Genomic DNA, 17,121 nt, shown 5'->3' on the forward strand with positions numbered 1-17,121 from the left:
GCTTTTTCGGTTTATCTTCATTGCGTGCCATCTATACAATTTCTGCAAATGCGGCATCGCATGCTTTCGCTAAATCTTGAGGCGCCACCTTTAGCTGCATACCGATTTTCCCTGCACTGACAATGATAAAATCAAGTGTTTCAGCGGCTGCATCAATATAGGTCGGGAACGATTTTTTCATGCCAATTGGTGAACAGCCGCCGCGAACATAGCCAGTTACCCCTAATAATTCCTTCATCGCAATCATTTCTATTTTCTTTTCTTCTATTACTTTTGCTGCCTTTTTTACATCTAATTCTTCTGCAACGGGTACAACAAAGACGTAATAATCTTTTGCTCCTGCTGTTGCCACCAATGTTTTATATACATATTCTGAAGGATAACCGATTTTTTCCGAAACAGAGATGCCATCTACCGGTTGGCCGCCTTCTGTTTTATACCCTAATAACTCATAGGAGATGTTCTGCTGTTCTATCAAACGAACCGCATTTGTTTTTGCCATTTTTTTCGCCATACTTTTCCCCCACTATCGAAAAAAACCTAAAAAAATACTGTAATTAATATATAAATACTATCATCGAGAACAGACATATGCTATTAACCTGCATGTTCAAAAGAGAGAAAAACCTCTAGAAAGCCGAAATACGAAACAAAAAGGAATGAACGACATGTAATAACATACAATTTGTATGAATGTAAAATTAAGGAGTGGTTGCTTTGTATCATTACTATTATGGTCCCGCGTTAATTCCTTACTTTACACATACTCATAACACTCAAAGAAATCCAGACTTTTCAGAAAGACAGCGAAGAAGAGAAATCACACTGAATGTAGATGGCATTATACCGCCATCTTCCTCTGAGGATCTCGGAGACGGCTTTTATTCCTTCGCATGGACTGGCCAACAGGTAATAGATCCTGGTGAATATCTTGTTTGTCATCTTGAAGGAAGAGATATACAAGTGATTAATGGCGGGTTTACCCCACGCGATACTGCTCCATTGTATGCAATCGCAAGCTTTCCAAGGAGAAGAAACCAATGGGTCATAATCATTCATAACCCTGTTCAAACCCAAAGAGCGATATCGCTTTACTTGATTGCGAAAAGGTAGTACAAAATGTTTTCAGCAGAAACAGAAAACGGGTAGGAACGCTTTGATATCAGCGCTTTCCTACCCGTTTTGGATTTATGACACTTTCGATCTTTCCCCGTCAAGACAGTGACGAAAGGAAGTTGGTGCCCGTAGAAATTTGGTTTCAATAAAACAATTCATTTCAAATTCAGCTCATGTTCTTCATGTTGTCCAAGAATTTTTGCACCGATAAATATTTCAATATGTTATCATGATTACCAGTTAAAAGAAAAGAGGATTAGATATATGGTTCTTCTTGAAACAAATCGGCTGCTTTTAAAAACGATTGATATTCCCCTTCTTAACGCTGCATCTAAACGAGATCATCAGGCCATTAAAGACCTAGGTTATGAAACAAATGGTGAATGGCCAAATCCTGTTTTTTTGAAGCCATCCCTTATTTCCGCGAGAAATTAGTTGAAAACAATGGAACAAAAGGATTTGATTCATGGATTATTGTAAAGAAGGACAATCATGAAATTGTAGGAGGAACCGGATTTTTAGGTGACCCGGATACGAATGGCATGATTGAAATCGGCTTTGCAACAAATAAAAGCCATCGCCGCAAAGGGTATTGTGTTGAGGCTGCCCAAAAAATAATAAACTGGGCCTTAAGCCAAGATACGGTGAACCATATCACAGCTAGATGTGAACATAACAATTTTGGTTCACAACATATTTTAGAGACCTTAGGGTTTGAATTGGAGCATAAGTCAGAAGATTTTATGCATTGGAGATACGTTACCATGTAAAACAATAAAAAAGCCCATGCAAAGAGATAAAACCCTCCCTCTAAACTGAGAGCGGGTTTTTCTTTAAACAATATTTGTACAGTTTCCTTACTCGTCTTTTCTATCTTTATCGGTATCTTCAGGATCCTCAACTGGATCTTCAGGATCAGGATCATTATCTTTTTCATCATCTTTATTGATGGTATCATCCTCATCGACACCTGGAGCGTTGTTATTGTCAGTATCTTGGTTGTTGCCGTTATTATCTTGATCGTTCTCCTCAACATCCGGAGCATTGTTATTATTATCATTATTATCTTGACCATTATTACAGCCCATTAATACAAAACTCGATAGAAACAACACACTAACGATTTGCAGCCATTTTTTCATTTCCATCCTCCTTTCTTCTTTTTAATCCCTATAAGTTTGTCCAGCATGTTTACTTTAATTCGTTGCATTCTTATATATTCTTTCTTGAATTCCATCTTTATCATTCCAGCATATCAATTCCTCGAAAACTAAGTATCGAAACAAAAATTATGATAGAAACTTGCTCTAAAATGAATCATTTCCGGTGAATAACCGCCGAAACAGAGGGATGATGTGGGTGTCTCTTTTAGGTTGAGGAGCTAGTATAGCTGCAATTGTTTTAAGAAAAAATAACAGCAGAAAAAATGTGTTACAGCCGATTCAAGGTTTAATTAACAACGTTAAACAAAATAATGTAAAACCACGAACTTAAAGAACGTCAGGCTTTAAATCGTGAATGCGGGTGGGACTAAAATAAAGGACATAAAAACCCTCCAATTTAAGAAGGGTTTTTCCACATTCAGCAACACTTTAGTCTGCTACATTAAACAATTATAGATGAGAGACAATGCACTCTGCCTGTCCCTCCAGTTTAAATTCTCCAAAACCGTAGGGCAGCAACATATGATCTCCTTTTTTGAAGGTATTGACATACCCACTGGATATCATTCGGCCTTCCCCTTCAATAACACTGATAAGAAGGAATGGTTTTTGTTGTTGTAGGCTTGCTGATCCTGACAAATTCCACTTTTTTACCGAAAAGTAAGCGCATTCAATCAATGTTGTTGTAAATAACTCCTCTATTTGTTCATGATGAACTGTTTGCCGATCTAGGATAGATGGAACCTCTATCACTTCTATGCTCTTCTCCAGATGAAGCTCGCGCAGCTTACCTTCTGCATCTTTTCGTTCATAATCATATAATCTGTAGGTTGTATCTGAATTCTGCTGCGTCTCTAAAACGAGAATGCCTTTTCCAATCGCATGAACGGTACCGCTTGGCACATAGAAGAAATCCCCCGGCTTTACCTTTACCCGGCGCAAAAGTTCGTCCCATTCTCCAAGTTCAATCATCGAGATCAGTTCTTCCTTTGTTTTTGCGTTGTGTCCGTAAATGATCTCAGCATCTTTTTCGCAATCAATGATGTACCAGCATTCGGTTTTTCCGAGTTCCCCGTTTTCATGTATTTTGGCGAACTCATCATTCGGATGCACCTGAACGGATAAATCTTGGTCTGCATCTAACATTTTTGTAAGAAGAGGGAAACGGTCCCCTTCAAGATGTCCGAATAAATATCTGTGTTGCTCCCATAATTCGCAGAGCGTAAACCCTTTATACATTCCGTTTTGAACAACGCTTTGTCCATTTTGATGAGCAGCAAAAGCCCAGCACTCCCCTGTTCGTTCTGACGGAATGTTATAGCCGAAAGCAGATAAAGCGGTGCCGCCCCAAATCCTCTCTTTGAAAACAGGCTTGAAAAATAACGGTTCAGCCGTCATGAAAATCCCCCCGCATTACACGATTTCATCCAGTAGCTTGTATACTTCTTCTTTTGTTTGCACGGAGAGCAGCTGCTTCCTATAGCTATCATCCATTAGTTTTCGGGATAACATCTGCAATATTTTCAAATGCTGGTTCCCTCCGCTCTCTTTCGGTACAGCAATCATAAATATTAATTTTGCATCTGATCCATCTAGGCTGTTCCAGTCAACACCTGATCGTTTGATTCCAAAGGCAACACTCGGCTTCCTGACCGCCTCAGATTTCCCGTGCGGAATTGCGATATTCATGCCAATCGCCGTTGTTCCCTGTTGTTCACGATTCAAAATGGCTTGTTTAAACCCGCTCTCGGACAGCAGCATACCATTGCGGGACAATGTTTGAATCATTTCATCAATAATGTCATCCCTGGTTTCCCCTGATAAATGTGGTTCAATCAGCTCGGGCATGATGATGTCTGTCAGTTTTTTGATTTCCGTCATCTCAGCTTTTTGGCTTTCGGCTTGAATCGGCTGCGGTATTTCTTTTGCTGCAGCAGCTTCACTTGGGGGTGCCGCTTCGCTGAGCACAGGGGACGCCGCCGTAATATCCTTTTTTAGTACGTTGACGAACAGAGCAGTGACAAGAGATCCCGCCAATACAGCAATAAAAAACATCAAGACATGATCAACTGCACCAAGCACTGCAACGATAGGCCCGCCGTGCGCTACTCTGTCTCCCACATTGCCAATCATCGCTATCACAGAACCCGTCATAGAACCTGCCATAATACTGGGAATGACTCGAAGAGGATCCTGTGCCGCAAATGGAATGGCTCCTTCAGTGATGCCAAAGAGCCCCATCGTAAATGCCGCTTTCCCCATTTCTCTTTGCGACGCCTCAAATTTTCTTTTTCCAAAAAACGCTGCAATTCCAAGGCCAATCGGCGGAATACAAATGGAGACGGCAATTGGCCCCATAATTTCATAATTTCCTTCTCCAATCATGGCCGAGCCAAACAGAAATGCCACCTTGTTTACGGGACCGCCCATATCAAATGAGATCATCGCGCCTAAAATCAGTGCCAGAAGGATCGAGCTCGATCCTTTCATCCCCGCCAGCCAAACCGTTAAAGATGTGAAAATTTGAGCTACAGGTGCGCCGATCAAAAACACAAACGCTAAACCTACAATCAGTGATGCAAACACCGGAATGATAATAATTGGCATGATCGGTTGGATTGCTTTTGGCACTTTTAATTTTTTTATCCCAAGTGCAGCATAGCCAGCCAAAAATCCGGCAATGATTCCACCGAGGAAACCGGCGCCGCTTGCGCTGTCATAAAAACTTCCAGTCGCTGCAATATATCCGCCGATCATCCCCGGCACAAGCCCCGGCTTATCAGCGATGCTATAGGCGATATAGCCGGCTAAAATCGGAATCATAAATGAAAATGAAGCACTGCCGATCTGTTCAATCGTTTTCCAGAAGGAATCATCCGGAATAACTAAGCCTTTAGGTGTTTTCTCACCCCCAAGCGTTAATGCAACCGCTATCAATAATCCGCCGACAACAATAAAAGGAACCATAAATGAAACGCCGTTCATTAAATGACGGTAAATCGGATTTTGTTTCTTCTCCTGATGATTACCGGATTCCGATTTTGAAGCGGAACGATAGACCGGTATATCCCCGCTAAGTGCTTTTTGAATCAATTCTTCCGGTTTGCGGATGCCGTCCTGAACCCCGACAGACAGCAGTTTTTTGCCTATAAATCGATCTTTGTTTACCGAGCGGTCTGCCGCAATAATGATCGCGTCCGCTTCCCGAATTTCCTCTGCGGTTAGCTCATTTTCTACCCCGACTCCGCCCTGGGTCTCAACCTTGATGCTAACGCCTAATCTGTCAGCTGCTTTTTGCAGATTTTCCGCTGCCATATACGTATGGGCAATTCCGTTCGGACAAGATGTAATCGCTAACAGTTTCATACGAAACCTCCTTTAAAGTGTGAATAACAAGATCTTGTCTCAACTGTATACCGAAATCATGCCGTTAAAATCGCTTTTTTTTACCATAAGTTCCGGAAATAACGGCATTTTTCCTTATAAACAAAAAAAGCAAGGAATGCCTCCCTGCTTTTAATAATCCAAATAAGATAAAAATGTCATGACGTTTGTTTCTTTCGTCAGCTTCTGCACGAAGGCCGGCTGCTCACTCAGGTATGAAAGCTCACGAAACAGCTGCTTTGTCATATTTTGATCCTCATGTTTGACAGCCAGCATAAAAACAAGCGATACTTTCTCATTTCCCCAATCAAGCGGCTCTTTTAATGTGGCAATTGCGATTGCTGATTGTTTGATATATTTAGCGTTCGCATGAGGAATGGCTATGCCTGCCCCAATGTTTGTCGCCGCCATTTTTTCCCTCATCACCGCATGAACCGCGTATTCCTTTTCAACATAGCCTTTCTCAAACAAAGCTGTCGCCAGCTGTTCAATTACCTTATAGCGGTGCTCTGCCTCTTGCTGTAAAAAAACCAAAAAAGGAGTCGTATTGTTCAGCATCTGAAAGGTTTTTTGTTTTTGGCGCTGTGGTTTATCAAGCTGATGCACAAATGCAAGTAATTCCTTCTCATCTGAAGGCTCCAAAAGCGGAGATACAACAATATATGGGATCGTTATATTTTCCAGAGCTATGGTTGAAATGACAAGATCGATATCCTCATGCTGTTTTATGAAGTCCTTTAAATCGGCTTTTGCGATACAGGCCATTACAGCGATTTGATGACATTTCCGTTCAATTTTTGTCCGCAGCAATTGTGACATCCCAATACCCATGTGACAAACGATGATCGCCTTTTTATGTGTATCACTGCTGTGATGCAGCCGTTCGATTGCTGCCTGAAAATGCAGCGTTAAATATGCTGCCTCTTCCTCAGGGATATGAAGATCAAACGTTTGATTGATGTCTTCCAGAACGTCAATGATCAGATGAAACAAATAAGGGTACATCTTTTTGATGTCATTAAGCATAGGATTTGATACAGAAAGATCGTAGCTCAGCCGCTGTAACACTGTATTGAGATGAATATTCAATCCGTTGATCAAATCCTGATCTTTATGAAAATCCAGCATTTTCAGCTCTGAAACACGGTTGATTAAATGCCTTACAACCTTTGGAAGCACTGCATTTTCAAGGTTTTCTTCTTTCTGTAATGGATATCGAACTTTCCCGCCCAATATATGTAATGTCAAATACACGGCCTCTTCTTCAGGAAAGCGGATTGCAAAAACCGGTTCAAGCCGTTGTAAACAAGCAAATGTCCATTGATATTCTTTCTTCTTTTTTACTGCTGCCAGTTCTCTTGGAGATATCGAGATCGGCTGCTTCATTTTGATTCGGCGGATCATGAACAATGTATGCAACAGCAAACTCTCAAACGTCTCATCTGTGAAATAAAGCGAATGCTCTTTTTGTAATGATTTGATTTCTTTCGCTACAAAATCTACTTCGTGACTTAAGAACTTACTTTTAATAAATTGGCTAGTAAACTCCGTGTTATCAATCAAATCAGATATTCTTGCCAATGCTTTTCTTTTATTTTTTTCGTTCCCATCAACCTTCAAACCAAGCCGCTGCTTCGAAACCAGCGTGAGGTCAAATCGCTTCAGCCACTCCTCTACCGCACATAAATCCTTTTTAATGGAAGATCGATTGACAAAATGCTGAGCGGCAATTTCTTTTGCAGAAACAGGCTTTAGATTCATTAATAAGTCATAAGCAATTTGCAACATTCTTTCCTCATCGGTTCGCTGCCTAGAATAAAAATGTTCTGTATGTAATTGTTGGCTTAACCAGGTCCTTTCCTGTTCATCTATATGTAAAAAGACGCCCAACCCTGGTTTCCGAATGAGCTGAGCATGAGAATGTTCATTGAGGTAATCCTCGATCGCTTTCAAATCATTCCTGATCGTTTTTTCAGAACACTGTACCCTGTCTGCGAAATCTTGCACAACTAAATAGTCATCAGGTTCAGATAACAACAGATACAAAATCTCTTTTTGCCTTGTATTCATGTATTTCATCTGTTTTTCTATCCTTCCTGTCAATATCCACTTGAACAAATAAATAGTATAAGTATACTATAAATGTAACCGTTTACATTATAACGTAAAATCATAGATTCAAAAGTTTCGTTTTTTACCGAAGGTTCCGGAAAAAAGGTTTTTTTATGTTATGAGAGTGTTCTATGATCAAGTACGTTACCCGCTTCCTATTCCCATTTAATAGAATAAGAAACGCTCAGACACGTAATGGTCCACCGCTATTCTCCGCCTTAATACGACTAAGTCAACGCAAAAAAACGGCTAGAAACGTGATAACGCCTCTAACCGCCGTGTATGATTCCGACTGGGCTCGAACTAGCGACCTCTCCCCTGTCAAGGTAGTTGATGCCTTTTGAACAAGTATATTCGATTCTGACCAGCCCTATAACTTCAAGGCTATTGAATTGTACATCTGATGACTTCTGAATGAAAAGGATGATTGTTGATAGAGTTGGACAACAAACTGCCAGCTTTATTCTCTTTTTAAAAAGCCTTTTAATCATTCACATTGCTTTTCATTAACCATTCTACTTCCGTTAATTCTTGTTGTTGAACGTCTTTTGTGTGTTTTTTCGTGAAATGGGTTTTCACAGCTTCTTCGTTTTCCCAAATCTCCCAAAGCATTATTTTACGTTCTGATGGATCAAGCGGATAAGCATGGAATTTGATACACCCTTCTTCTTTGTTCGTTTCTTCCTCAAGTTTTTTGAATTCCTTCATTATTTCATTAAGGTCTTTATCACTGATGATTTTTAAGCATGCCGTTATGTAATGCATCGAAATTGCCCCTCTTCATATCACTTTATGGCTTTTCATTATAACATTTTCTTGAAAAATGTAGATATCATTTATAAATCATTAAACGACATTGGGAGCCTTTTAGACCAACTTTCTATAATTCTAAAGCAAGCTAAAGGGTCCGTATCAGATGTCCTTATTTATGCTTATTCTGACCTTTATTTCAGTCTGAATAGAAAGTTTTTTCGAAAAATGGTTCTATTAGAGTGTGCCCTTGGTGGTATAATATTAAATATATGTAAATAAAAGGAGGTATTTGATTGTCTGTTTCGGATTTAATCCCATATCATTATGTAACTACAGACATTAATCATTGGTATGTTGTCATAAAGCAGGGTCGAGTTGAGAAAGCAAAAGAAATGAAACAAAAAGTTGAAAAAGAATTCGATATGATGGAGAAAAATGAAAAAGTAGCAGTCTATCTCCAGCTATTAAAGCTACGGCACGAAATAATGCTGTCGTATCTCGAACCTGACTCTGTTAAAAATATAGATGGTGTTTATTCTGATCTCAAAAAGACAAGGGAAAATATGGCCCCTGAATCCCTCACGAATACAATAGAGTTCTATTATAATTTTTTTACCGGCATGTATCATTTTAGAACAAGAGATTTAGTTATTGCTTTAACTTATTATCGCGAAGCTGAAAAATATCTTGATTTATTAGATGAAAACGCAAATACAGATAAGGCAGAGTTCTATTTCAAAGTGTCTGAAGTCTATTACTATATGAAAGAGACTCATTTTTCAATGAATTATGCTCAGCGAGCATACTCTATATTTAAGGAGCAAAAAGATGCTCAGGGTAACCTTACATATGGCAAAGAAATGGTCCAATGTCAATTTGTTATATTTGGGAATTGGCTAGACAAAATGTGTTATGAGGATGCTTTAGAAACAGCTGAAAAAGCTTTAAAAGATGCCTTAGAAATAGGGGAGCAACATTTAATTGGTTCAGCTCATTTTAATGTGGGGTTATGTTATAATAACCTTGAAGAACTTGACAATGCTGAGAAACATTTTCAAATTGCCTATGAAATTCATAAGGATCGAAAGCACATTTATGAGTCCAAAGCGATTTTTAATCTTGCATATGTCAAAGCAAAGAAGAATGATGTAAAGGCTGCATTAGAATTATACCAGGAAGGTCAGAAGGTTGCTGCCCGACACAACAACCAGGAAGTAACCGAGAAATTAAAACTGGTTAAAGGTCTTTATTTATCATTTGACTTACAAACACTTAGAGAAGTGTTCAAGTTCTTCAAAGAGAAAAACCTTTATGGTGATATGGAAGAATACGCTGTTGCTGTTGCTGATTTTTTGACCAACAAAGAAGACAGACATGATGCGGTCGATTTTTATCAAATGGCAATTGAAGCACGTAAACAAATTCAAAGGGGGAAACATTTAAATGAAAAAATGTAAAATTGCAATTTGTTTAGCGCTCTTGCTTGGCATTGTTGGAGTATCCAGCGCTTCATACGCTCTTTCTGAGCAGTCCACTTATAAGGTCGCAGATAGAGCAGCAACTTAATATGATATTGAAATAACCCCATTTTGGACTTTAGAAATGGGGTTTTTATTTTATCTTCTCAACTCAATATTATTCCTAGGTTTTCATTTAAATCATATACTGCATTAATAAAACCGACAGCCCCTATAAAAAGTAAAAAACCCTTGCTGTGCAAGGGTTTAAGCTATGATTCCGACTGGGCTCGAACCAGCGACCTCTACCCTGTCAAGGTAGCGCTCTCCCAGCTGAGCTACGGAATCATGATATGTATGTGTTGCTGGGTATGTTGTTGTCTTTCTGACAAGTTCTATTATATAACCTTCCCTTCTATTCGTCAACTGCTTTTTCAGAAAAACTTTTTTTCGGACTTGCTGTTCCGTTCCCCGGCTATTATAATATGTCTTAATTTTCTAACAATAGGAGTGATGGGGTTTTGCATTCTTTGATTTCTTCTGATGATGTTTGGGTATTGTGGGGGTTTATTGCGGTGTGGGCGGCAGTGAGCATCGGGCTGGAGCAGCGCTTTAAGTGGGCGTCCGCTGTGTCGGGTGCTATCATTGCGCTTTTAGGTGCTATGGTGTTTACAAATATAGGAGTGCTTCCTGTTGAGTCGCCTGTGTATGATACTGTGTGGGCTTATGTGGTGCCCCTGGCGATTCCCCTTTTGCTGTTTCAGATCAATGTGCGGCAGATTTTTAAGGAAAGCAGGCGTTTGCTGTTTATTTTTCTGATTAGCTCTGCTGGCACTGTGCTTGGGAGCGTTCTCTCTTTTTTTCTTTTCAAACAGCATATTCCTTATCTCGATAAAATCGGCGGGATGATCAGCGCCTCATATATCGGCGGCGGGATCAACTTTGCGGCGATGGCGGCAAAATTTGAGACACCGGGGGAATATGTGTCAGCTACCGTTGTGGCTGATAATGTTATGATGGCGCTTTTGTTTTTTATATTAATCAGCATTCCTGCAGTTAAATGGTTTCAGCGGCATTATGCTATGCCGTTTGAAGAAAAAGTAAAAGCCGATGGAAAGAGCGGAAACAGTGCAGAAAGCTATTGGAAACGGAAGGACATTTCCTTAAAGGATATCGCTTTTAATGCTGGTGCTGCTTTTGCGCTTGTTGCAGTTAGTGTGAAGATTTCCGGCTTTTTTAAAAGCCTTTTTTCTCATCCCCTTTTGACCGGAACGCTTGGCGATCAGTATCTGATGCTCACGTCTTTAACTGTTCTTATCATTTTTCTATTCCCGCGTTTTTTTGAAAGGCTTAATGGATCTCAAGAGCTTGGAACCTTTTTGATATATTTGTTTTTTGTGGTGATCGGCATTCCTGCAGATCTGCGCTTAATCGTTACCAATGCGCCTTTTATTCTATTATTTGTGTTTATCATTGCGATTAGCAATTTAACTGTTTCCTTAGCCGTCGGAAAATTGTTCCGCGTGCGGCTTGAAGAAATTCTGCTCGCTGTCAACGCTGCTGTCGGGGGGCCTACGACAGCGGCTGCGATGGCAATTGCCAAGGGATGGCGGGAACTTGTCGCCCCGATCATGCTTGTTGGTACGCTCGGCTACTTAATTGGGAACTATGTCGGCACCTTTATGGGAAACTGGTTTTCTTCTTTCTTATAAAAAGGATTTTTACACTTTCCTCAGAATAATGTAAGAGGAATGCTGACATGAGAACGGAGAGATCACTGATATGTTAAAAGGAAAAAACATCTATGTAAGACCTTTAGAAGTAAAGGATGCGGAAGAAAATCTGCGGCTGCAAAGCGAAAATCAGGATTTCTTTGAACAGTTCTCCATGATACGCGCAGACGATTACTATACGGTTGAGGGGCAAAGAAAAAGAATAGCAGAGTATCAGCAAAGACTGGAGGAAGATGAAGAGTATCATTTCGGCATTTTCGCTGCGTCAGACAATACATTAATCGGTACGGTTTCGCTCTTTCAAATCATCCGCGGGGCGCTGCAAACTGCGTTCATCGGGTATTTTTTAGACAAAGCCCATAATGGAAAGGGCCTTATGACAGAGACCGTCAAATTGATTGTTGATTTTGCGTTTCACGAATTGAAACTGCACCGTATTGAAGCCGGTGTGATGCCCCGCAATCTCGGGTCCATGCGTGTATTGGAAAAAGCGGGATTTCATAAAGAGGGCATCGCCCGAAAAAATGTGAAAATCAACGGCGTTTGGGAGGATCATCAAGTCCTCGCGATTCTGAATCCTGATGATGAATAACAAAAGAAGCCGGGGCCATCCCCGGCTTCTTTTTATCGAACCGCCACTGGCGCAATTTCTTTCAGCGCTTGTGCGAAATCACGTTCTAAATCGTCTGCATGTTCGACTCCCACGCTAAGACGGAGCAGGCCGTCTGTGATGCCGCGTTTTTCACGCTCTTCCTTAGGCATTGCCGCGTGAGACATCGTTGCCGGATAAGACAAAATCGATTCCACGGCGCCGAGGCTTACAGCAAAGACCGGAAGTGATACATTCTCTACTAATTTCTTAACGGCCTCTTTGCTTTCAAGCTCAAAAGATAGCACGGCGCCCGCTCCCGTTGACTGGCTTTTATGGATTTCAGCGCCCGGATGATCAGACAGCCCCGGATAATACACGCGTTTCACCGCCGGATGCTTCTGGAAAAATTCCGCAAGCCGCTCAGCTGTTTGACTTGCTTTTTCTAAACGGACCTGCAATGTTTTTAATCCGCGCAGCACAAGCCAGCAATCTTGCACGCCAAGGACGGCGCCGAACGAGTTTTGCAGCTTATACAGCTGCTTCCCAAGCTCTTCATCCTTTACAGCAGCCAGGCCTGAGAGCACATCACTGTGTCCGCTCAAGAACTTTGTTGCACTGTGAAGCACAATATCCACACCGAGATCAAGCGGACGCTGCAGTGCAGGTGTCATGAATGTATTGTCCAGAAAGGTCAAACAGCCGTTTTCTTTTGCAAGCTGAACAACCGCTTTAATATCAGTAATCCCAAGTGTCGGATTTGACGGTGTCTCCATATAAATGACCTTTGTATTCGGCTTGATATTCCGCGCCACTTCGTTACTATCCGTCATATCAACAAACGTGTGCTCAATGCCAAACCGGGTCAGCACCTCTGTTACCATGCGGAAGGTTCCGCCATATACATCTTCTGTCACAAGAACGTGGTCACCCTGTGACAGCAATAAAAATGCTGTTGAGATCGCAGCCATGCCTGAACTGAAAGCAAATCCTCTCGTTCCGCCTTCCAGTGCGGCAATTGTTTCTTCGAGTGCTGTTCTTGTCGGCGTTCCTGAGCGGCTGTAATCATATGCGCCAAACTCTTCAAATGAAGATTGGTGAAAAGTTGATGCGTGCTGGATCGGTACACTGACCGCTCCTGTTGTGCCGTCTGTTTTAAATGGATTGTGCACGAGCTGGGTTTCCAGCGTCCAATTGTGATTACTCAAATGAAACAGCTCCCTCTTTGACCTGACATAACGCCTGTTTTAAGTCTTCTTTTAAATCTTCCGCATGTTCAATTCCGACTGAAAAACGCAGCAAGCGATTGCAGACTCCGTTTGCGATGCGGATTTCTTCAGGAATATCCATGTGCGTCTGTGTGGCAGGGTATGTAATAAAGCTCTCCACCCCGCCGAGGCTTTCTGCAAAACAAATGGTTTTCAGCGCTTTTAAAAATGGATTGACCCACTCTTCTTTCTGCAGACGGAAGGACAGCATGCCGCCTTTTCCGGGATATAGTACATCAGAAATTTCTTCCTGCTCTTCTAAAAACGCCGCAAGCTCCTGCGCGTTTGCCTGATGCTGGCGCATTCTGAGGCTCAGCGTCTTCATTCCTCTCATCAGAAGCCACGAATCAAACGGAGGCAGGACGGCGCCGATCGCATTTTGGTGTTGAAACATTTCCTCACCAAGCTGCTCATCCTTTACAACGACAAGTCCCGCAAGCAGGTCGTTATGCCCGCCTAAATACTTGGTTGCACTGTGAATCACAATGTCGGCTCCCAGCTCAAGCGGCCTTTGCAAGACCGGTGTATAAAATGTATTATCAACGATCAGCAGAAGACCGTACTCTTTTGTGATCCGGGCGACCTTTTCAATGTCCGCCTCCTGCATGAGCGGATTTGTCGGTGTTTCCACAAACACCGCTTTTGTATTCGGCGTAATCTTAGAGCGTAAACAGTCCTCATCACTGAAATCATCATAATGAAAGGTCAATCCATATTTTTTCCATTCGTTTTCAAACAGACGATACGTGCCGCCATATAGGTCCGATGAAACGATCAGTTCATCTCCGCTTTTAAACAGCGCCATAATCGTTTGGATGGCAGCCATTCCCGAACTGAAGGCAAGCCCTCTCGCTCCGTTTTCTAAGCTGGCGATCGCGTCCTCAACAAGCTGGCGTGTCGGATTTTTTGTGCGAACATAATCAAATCCGGTAGATTCTCCGATTCCTCTGTGGCGGTATGCTGTTGATAAATAAATAGGAGGACTCACTGTTCCCGTTACTTCGTCGCTTCGGTTTCCAATTTGGGCTAATTTCGTTTCAACGTGCTGTGACATATAGCTGACACCTTCCCTTTTCAAAATAAAAAACCCCTTCCTCATAAGAAGAAGGGGTTTAACGCTTCTTCTTATCTTCCAAGCATAAAAAACGCTTGCTGGATTTAGCACCTTGGCGTTTTGCACATAATGCAAAACAAGCCGGTTGCTGAGGTTTCTAAGGGCCAGTCCCTCCACCTCTCACGATAAGAAATATCGATTTCAATTTTCTGATAGTTTTATATTAGCGCAATTTGCAGTTTATTTCAACACTTTTTTCTTCGAGTTCCGAACAGTTTAAAGAGAGAAATTTCTAATAATTCATGGTACAATAATGGAAAACAGCAAGAAAGTCTAGCGATGTCCTGGAGGAATGTATTATGGCACCGAAAAACGGCACAGTGCAAGAAAAGAAATTCTTTTCAAAAGAGCTTAACGAGGAAATGACATTGCTCGTTTATCTGCCGTCCAACTACTCCCCGCTTTATAAATACCATGTCATTATCGCGCAGGACGGCCACGATTATTTCAGGCTGGGGAGAATCGGCAGACAGGTCGAAGAATTGCTGTCCAAGCGAGAAATAGACCGGAGCATTATTATCGGTGTTCCTTATAAGGATGTAAAAGAGCGCAGAAAAACCTATCATCCGGAAGGCTCAAAATTTTCGGCGTATAAACGGTTCATCGCCCATGAGCTCGTTCCGTTTGCGGATGACGAGTATCCAACCTATCAAGTCGGCTACGGTCGGACGCTGATCGGTGATTCTCTCGGAGCGACTGTTTCTCTTATGACAGCGCTTGATTATCCGAATATGTTCGGAAACATCATCATGCAGTCTCCCTATGTTGACAAACATGTATTGGGAGCTGTGAAACAGTCAGACGATATCAAACACCTCTCTATTTATCACCAAATCGGAACAAAAGAAACTGACGTCCACACGACAGACGGAAACATTCTGGACTTTACAGAACCGAATCAGGAGCTGAAACAGCTGCTGGAGGAGAAGCTTTCCGATTATTATTTTGAATCATTTGACGGAGATCACAAATGGACATACTGGCAGCCGCTCATCACGCCGGCGCTGAAAAAAATGCTTTGATATTCTATCATACTTTATTTCCAGGAGGGACATAATATGAAATACGGAATCGTTTTATTTCCATCAAAAAAACTCCAAGACCTTGCGAACTCTTACAGAAAGCGCTATGATCCGAGCTATTCCCTGATCCCGCCCCATTTGACGCTAAGAGCATCGTTTGAATGTAAAGAGGAGAAAGCGGATCAGCTTGTATCACATCTGAGAAACATCGCAAAGGAGTCCCATCCGATCGTTCTCAAAATGACAAAATACAGCTCATTTGCGCCTGTCAATAATGTCATTTACATCAAAGCAGAGCCGACGGAAGAATTAAAAACACTCAATGAAAAGTTATACACCGGTGTGTTGGCTGGTGAACAGGAATATAATTTCGTTCCGCATGTGACGGTCGGCCAAAATCTTTCCGACGATGAGCATTCAGATGTGCTGGGACAATTAAAAATGCAGGAAGTGTCGCATGAAGAAATCGTTGATCGTTTCCACTTGCTTTACCAGCTAGAAAACGGATCGTGGACAGTATATGAAACCTTCTTGCTAGGCGGAGGAGAATAATCGTTTGGAAGCAGTTATCGCAAAAAATGAAAAACAAATGAAAGATGCATTTTATGTAAGAAAAGAAGTCTTTGTCAAAGAACAAAACGTACCTGCTGAAGAAGAAATTGACGAACTTGAAAATGAGTCGGAGCATATCGTCGTGTATGACGGCGGAAAGCCTGTCGGCGCCGGAAGATGGCGTATGAAGGACGGCTACGGCAAGTTAGAGCGGATTTGCGTATTGAAAAGCCACCGCTCCTCCGGTGTCGGCGGCATCATTATGAAGGCACTCGAAAAAGCGGCGGCAGACGGCGGCGCTTCCGGTTTCATTTTAAACGCGCAAACGCAGGCTGTGCCGTTTTACAAGAAACACGGGTATCGCGTGCTTTCTGAAAAAGAATTTCTCGATGCCGGCATTCCCCACTTACAAATGATTAACGACTAAACAGTATCCGGGTCTATTGAGATCCGGATTTTTTCCGCACATAAAAAACCGTTCTCTTGATGTGAACGGTTTTTTATACATATCGATTAATATAAGTGCCCATTCCTTTTTCTCGCAATCTCTTATAAAGAGAGCGCTTACGTTTTGTCTCGTTTACTTTTCTTTCAGCGGCCGTTTGATTCTCCTGCTGCTTTTCAAGTTCCTTGTATACCCGCTGAAACGAGACATAGTTGATTTTTTCGGTTCCGGCGTAATCCTGCTTATGTCCAATCGTTCTATTTGCATATTGAGCGTATTGCTGGTTCTGAATTTGACCTGCATATATCATACGATACCCACCCTTCTGCTGTCTCTTTTCCCTTAAACTTACTTTTTGAAACACGTTTCTTTTGATATGATAGTCTTTGTCTGTAATGAACACCTTTTTTTGA

The 17,121-nt window shown here is 41.6% G+C and carries 16 protein-coding genes, 1 tRNA gene, 1 pseudogene and 1 riboswitch; of the genes and pseudogenes, 8 read left to right on the forward strand and 10 right to left on the reverse strand.

Annotation, left to right across the window (positions count from 1 at the left end; all coding sequences use genetic code 11):
* Nucleotides 1-31: 31 nt before the first annotated feature.
* Nucleotides 32-514 (reverse strand): Cys-tRNA(Pro) deacylase, encoded by a 483-nt coding sequence (gene ybaK / locus AC0C66_RS13515; RefSeq protein WP_072182416.1) that lies wholly within the window; start codon nt 512-514, stop codon nt 32-34.
* Nucleotides 515-717: 203 nt separating this feature from the next.
* Between ybaK and AC0C66_RS13520 the strand changes: the two genes are divergently transcribed.
* Both AC0C66_RS13520 and AC0C66_RS13525 read left to right on the forward strand, forming a co-directional pair.
* Nucleotides 718-1,113, forward strand: coding sequence for a hypothetical protein (locus tag AC0C66_RS13520; RefSeq protein ID WP_072182415.1), 396 nt, complete (start codon nt 718-720; stop codon nt 1,111-1,113).
* 267 nt (nt 1,114-1,380) lie between these two features.
* Nucleotides 1,381-1,886: pseudogene (locus AC0C66_RS13525) on the forward strand (GNAT family N-acetyltransferase).
* Nucleotides 1,887-1,973: 87 nt separating this feature from the next.
* On the opposite strand, the gene AC0C66_RS13530 reads toward AC0C66_RS13525, so the two are convergent.
* The 5 genes from AC0C66_RS13530 to AC0C66_RS13550 all read right to left on the reverse strand — a co-directional run bounded on the left by AC0C66_RS13530 (nt 1,974) and on the right by AC0C66_RS13550 (nt 8,540).
* Nucleotides 1,974-2,258, reverse strand: a complete 285-nt coding sequence (locus AC0C66_RS13530) for a hypothetical protein (RefSeq protein WP_072182414.1) — start codon at nt 2,256-2,258, stop codon at nt 1,974-1,976.
* Between the two features lie 471 nt (nt 2,259-2,729).
* On the reverse strand, nt 2,730-3,677 hold the full coding sequence (gene manA, locus AC0C66_RS13535; RefSeq protein ID WP_072183571.1) for a mannose-6-phosphate isomerase, class I: 948 nt from the start codon (nt 3,675-3,677) through the stop codon (nt 2,730-2,732).
* 15 nt (nt 3,678-3,692) lie between these two features.
* On the reverse strand, nt 3,693-5,645 hold the full coding sequence (manP, locus tag AC0C66_RS13540; RefSeq protein WP_072183572.1) for a PTS mannose transporter subunit IIABC: 1,953 nt from the start codon (nt 5,643-5,645) through the stop codon (nt 3,693-3,695).
* A gap of 150 nt (nt 5,646-5,795) precedes the next feature.
* On the reverse strand, nt 5,796-7,742 hold the full coding sequence (manR, locus tag AC0C66_RS13545; protein ID WP_461845705.1) for a mannose transport/utilization transcriptional regulator ManR: 1,947 nt from the start codon (nt 7,740-7,742) through the stop codon (nt 5,796-5,798).
* 516 nt (nt 7,743-8,258) lie between these two features.
* The gene (locus AC0C66_RS13550; RefSeq protein ID WP_014113413.1) at nt 8,259-8,540 is read right to left on the reverse strand and encodes a putative quinol monooxygenase; all 282 of its coding nucleotides are present in this window, start codon (nt 8,538-8,540) and stop codon (nt 8,259-8,261) included.
* A 281-nt stretch (nt 8,541-8,821) separates the two neighbouring features.
* Here AC0C66_RS13550 and AC0C66_RS13555 point away from each other — a divergent pair, with 281 nt between their 5' ends.
* The gene (locus tag AC0C66_RS13555) at nt 8,822-9,985 is read left to right on the forward strand and encodes a response regulator aspartate phosphatase (protein ID WP_014113412.1); all 1,164 of its coding nucleotides are present in this window, start codon (nt 8,822-8,824) and stop codon (nt 9,983-9,985) included.
* A 275-nt stretch (nt 9,986-10,260) separates the two neighbouring features.
* On the opposite strand, the gene AC0C66_RS13560 is transcribed toward AC0C66_RS13555, so the two are convergent.
* Nucleotides 10,261-10,333: transfer RNA gene (locus AC0C66_RS13560), tRNA-Val, on the reverse strand.
* A gap of 173 nt (nt 10,334-10,506) precedes the next feature.
* On the opposite strand from AC0C66_RS13560, the gene AC0C66_RS13565 reads away from it, so the two are divergent.
* Nucleotides 10,507-11,697: a DUF819 family protein gene (locus AC0C66_RS13565; protein ID WP_072183575.1), complete on the forward strand. Its 1,191-nt coding sequence runs from the start codon at nt 10,507-10,509 to the stop codon at nt 11,695-11,697.
* A 70-nt stretch (nt 11,698-11,767) separates the two neighbouring features.
* Nucleotides 11,768-12,310 carry a GNAT family N-acetyltransferase gene (locus AC0C66_RS13570; RefSeq protein ID WP_014113411.1) on the forward strand — a complete coding sequence of 181 codons (543 nt, stop codon included), beginning with the start codon at nt 11,768-11,770 and terminating at the stop codon, nt 12,308-12,310.
* A gap of 32 nt (nt 12,311-12,342) precedes the next feature.
* Here the strand turns inward: AC0C66_RS13570 and metC are convergent, their stop codons facing one another.
* Nucleotides 12,343-13,515, reverse strand: coding sequence for a cystathionine beta-lyase (gene metC, locus AC0C66_RS13575; protein ID WP_242734473.1), 1,173 nt, complete (start codon nt 13,513-13,515; stop codon nt 12,343-12,345).
* A complete protein-coding gene (metI, locus tag AC0C66_RS13580; RefSeq protein WP_472973622.1) occupies nt 13,508-14,629 on the reverse strand; it encodes a cystathionine gamma-synthase/O-acetylhomoserine thiolyase in 1,122 nt (373 codons plus the stop codon). Before metI ends, metC begins: the two co-directional genes overlap by 8 nt.
* A 68-nt stretch (nt 14,630-14,697) precedes the next feature.
* Nucleotides 14,698-14,821, reverse strand: a riboswitch (SAM riboswitch).
* A gap of 167 nt (nt 14,822-14,988) precedes the next feature.
* On the opposite strand from metI, the gene AC0C66_RS13585 reads away from it, so the two are divergent.
* Genes AC0C66_RS13585 through AC0C66_RS13595 form a run of 3 tightly spaced genes read left to right on the forward strand, consistent with a single transcriptional unit; the run spans nt 14,989 to nt 16,690 of the window.
* Complete coding sequence (locus AC0C66_RS13585) at nt 14,989-15,711, forward strand: esterase family protein (RefSeq protein WP_014113408.1); 723 nt, start codon at nt 14,989-14,991, stop codon at nt 15,709-15,711.
* 36 nt (nt 15,712-15,747) lie between these two features.
* Nucleotides 15,748-16,263, forward strand: a complete 516-nt coding sequence (locus tag AC0C66_RS13590; protein ID WP_014113407.1) for a YjcG family protein — start codon at nt 15,748-15,750, stop codon at nt 16,261-16,263.
* A 4-nt stretch (nt 16,264-16,267) separates the two neighbouring features.
* A complete protein-coding gene (locus tag AC0C66_RS13595) occupies nt 16,268-16,690 on the forward strand; it encodes a GNAT family N-acetyltransferase (protein WP_072182822.1) in 423 nt (140 codons plus the stop codon).
* A gap of 73 nt (nt 16,691-16,763) precedes the next feature.
* Here AC0C66_RS13595 and AC0C66_RS13600 read toward each other — a convergent pair whose 3' ends face one another.
* Nucleotides 16,764-17,018 carry a hypothetical protein gene (locus AC0C66_RS13600; RefSeq protein WP_003224670.1) on the reverse strand — a complete coding sequence of 85 codons (255 nt, stop codon included), beginning with the start codon at nt 17,016-17,018 and terminating at the stop codon, nt 16,764-16,766.
* Between the last annotated feature and the right edge of the window lie 103 nt (nt 17,019-17,121).

The sequence above is a fragment of the Bacillus sp. VA13 genome, from assembly GCF_055710085.1.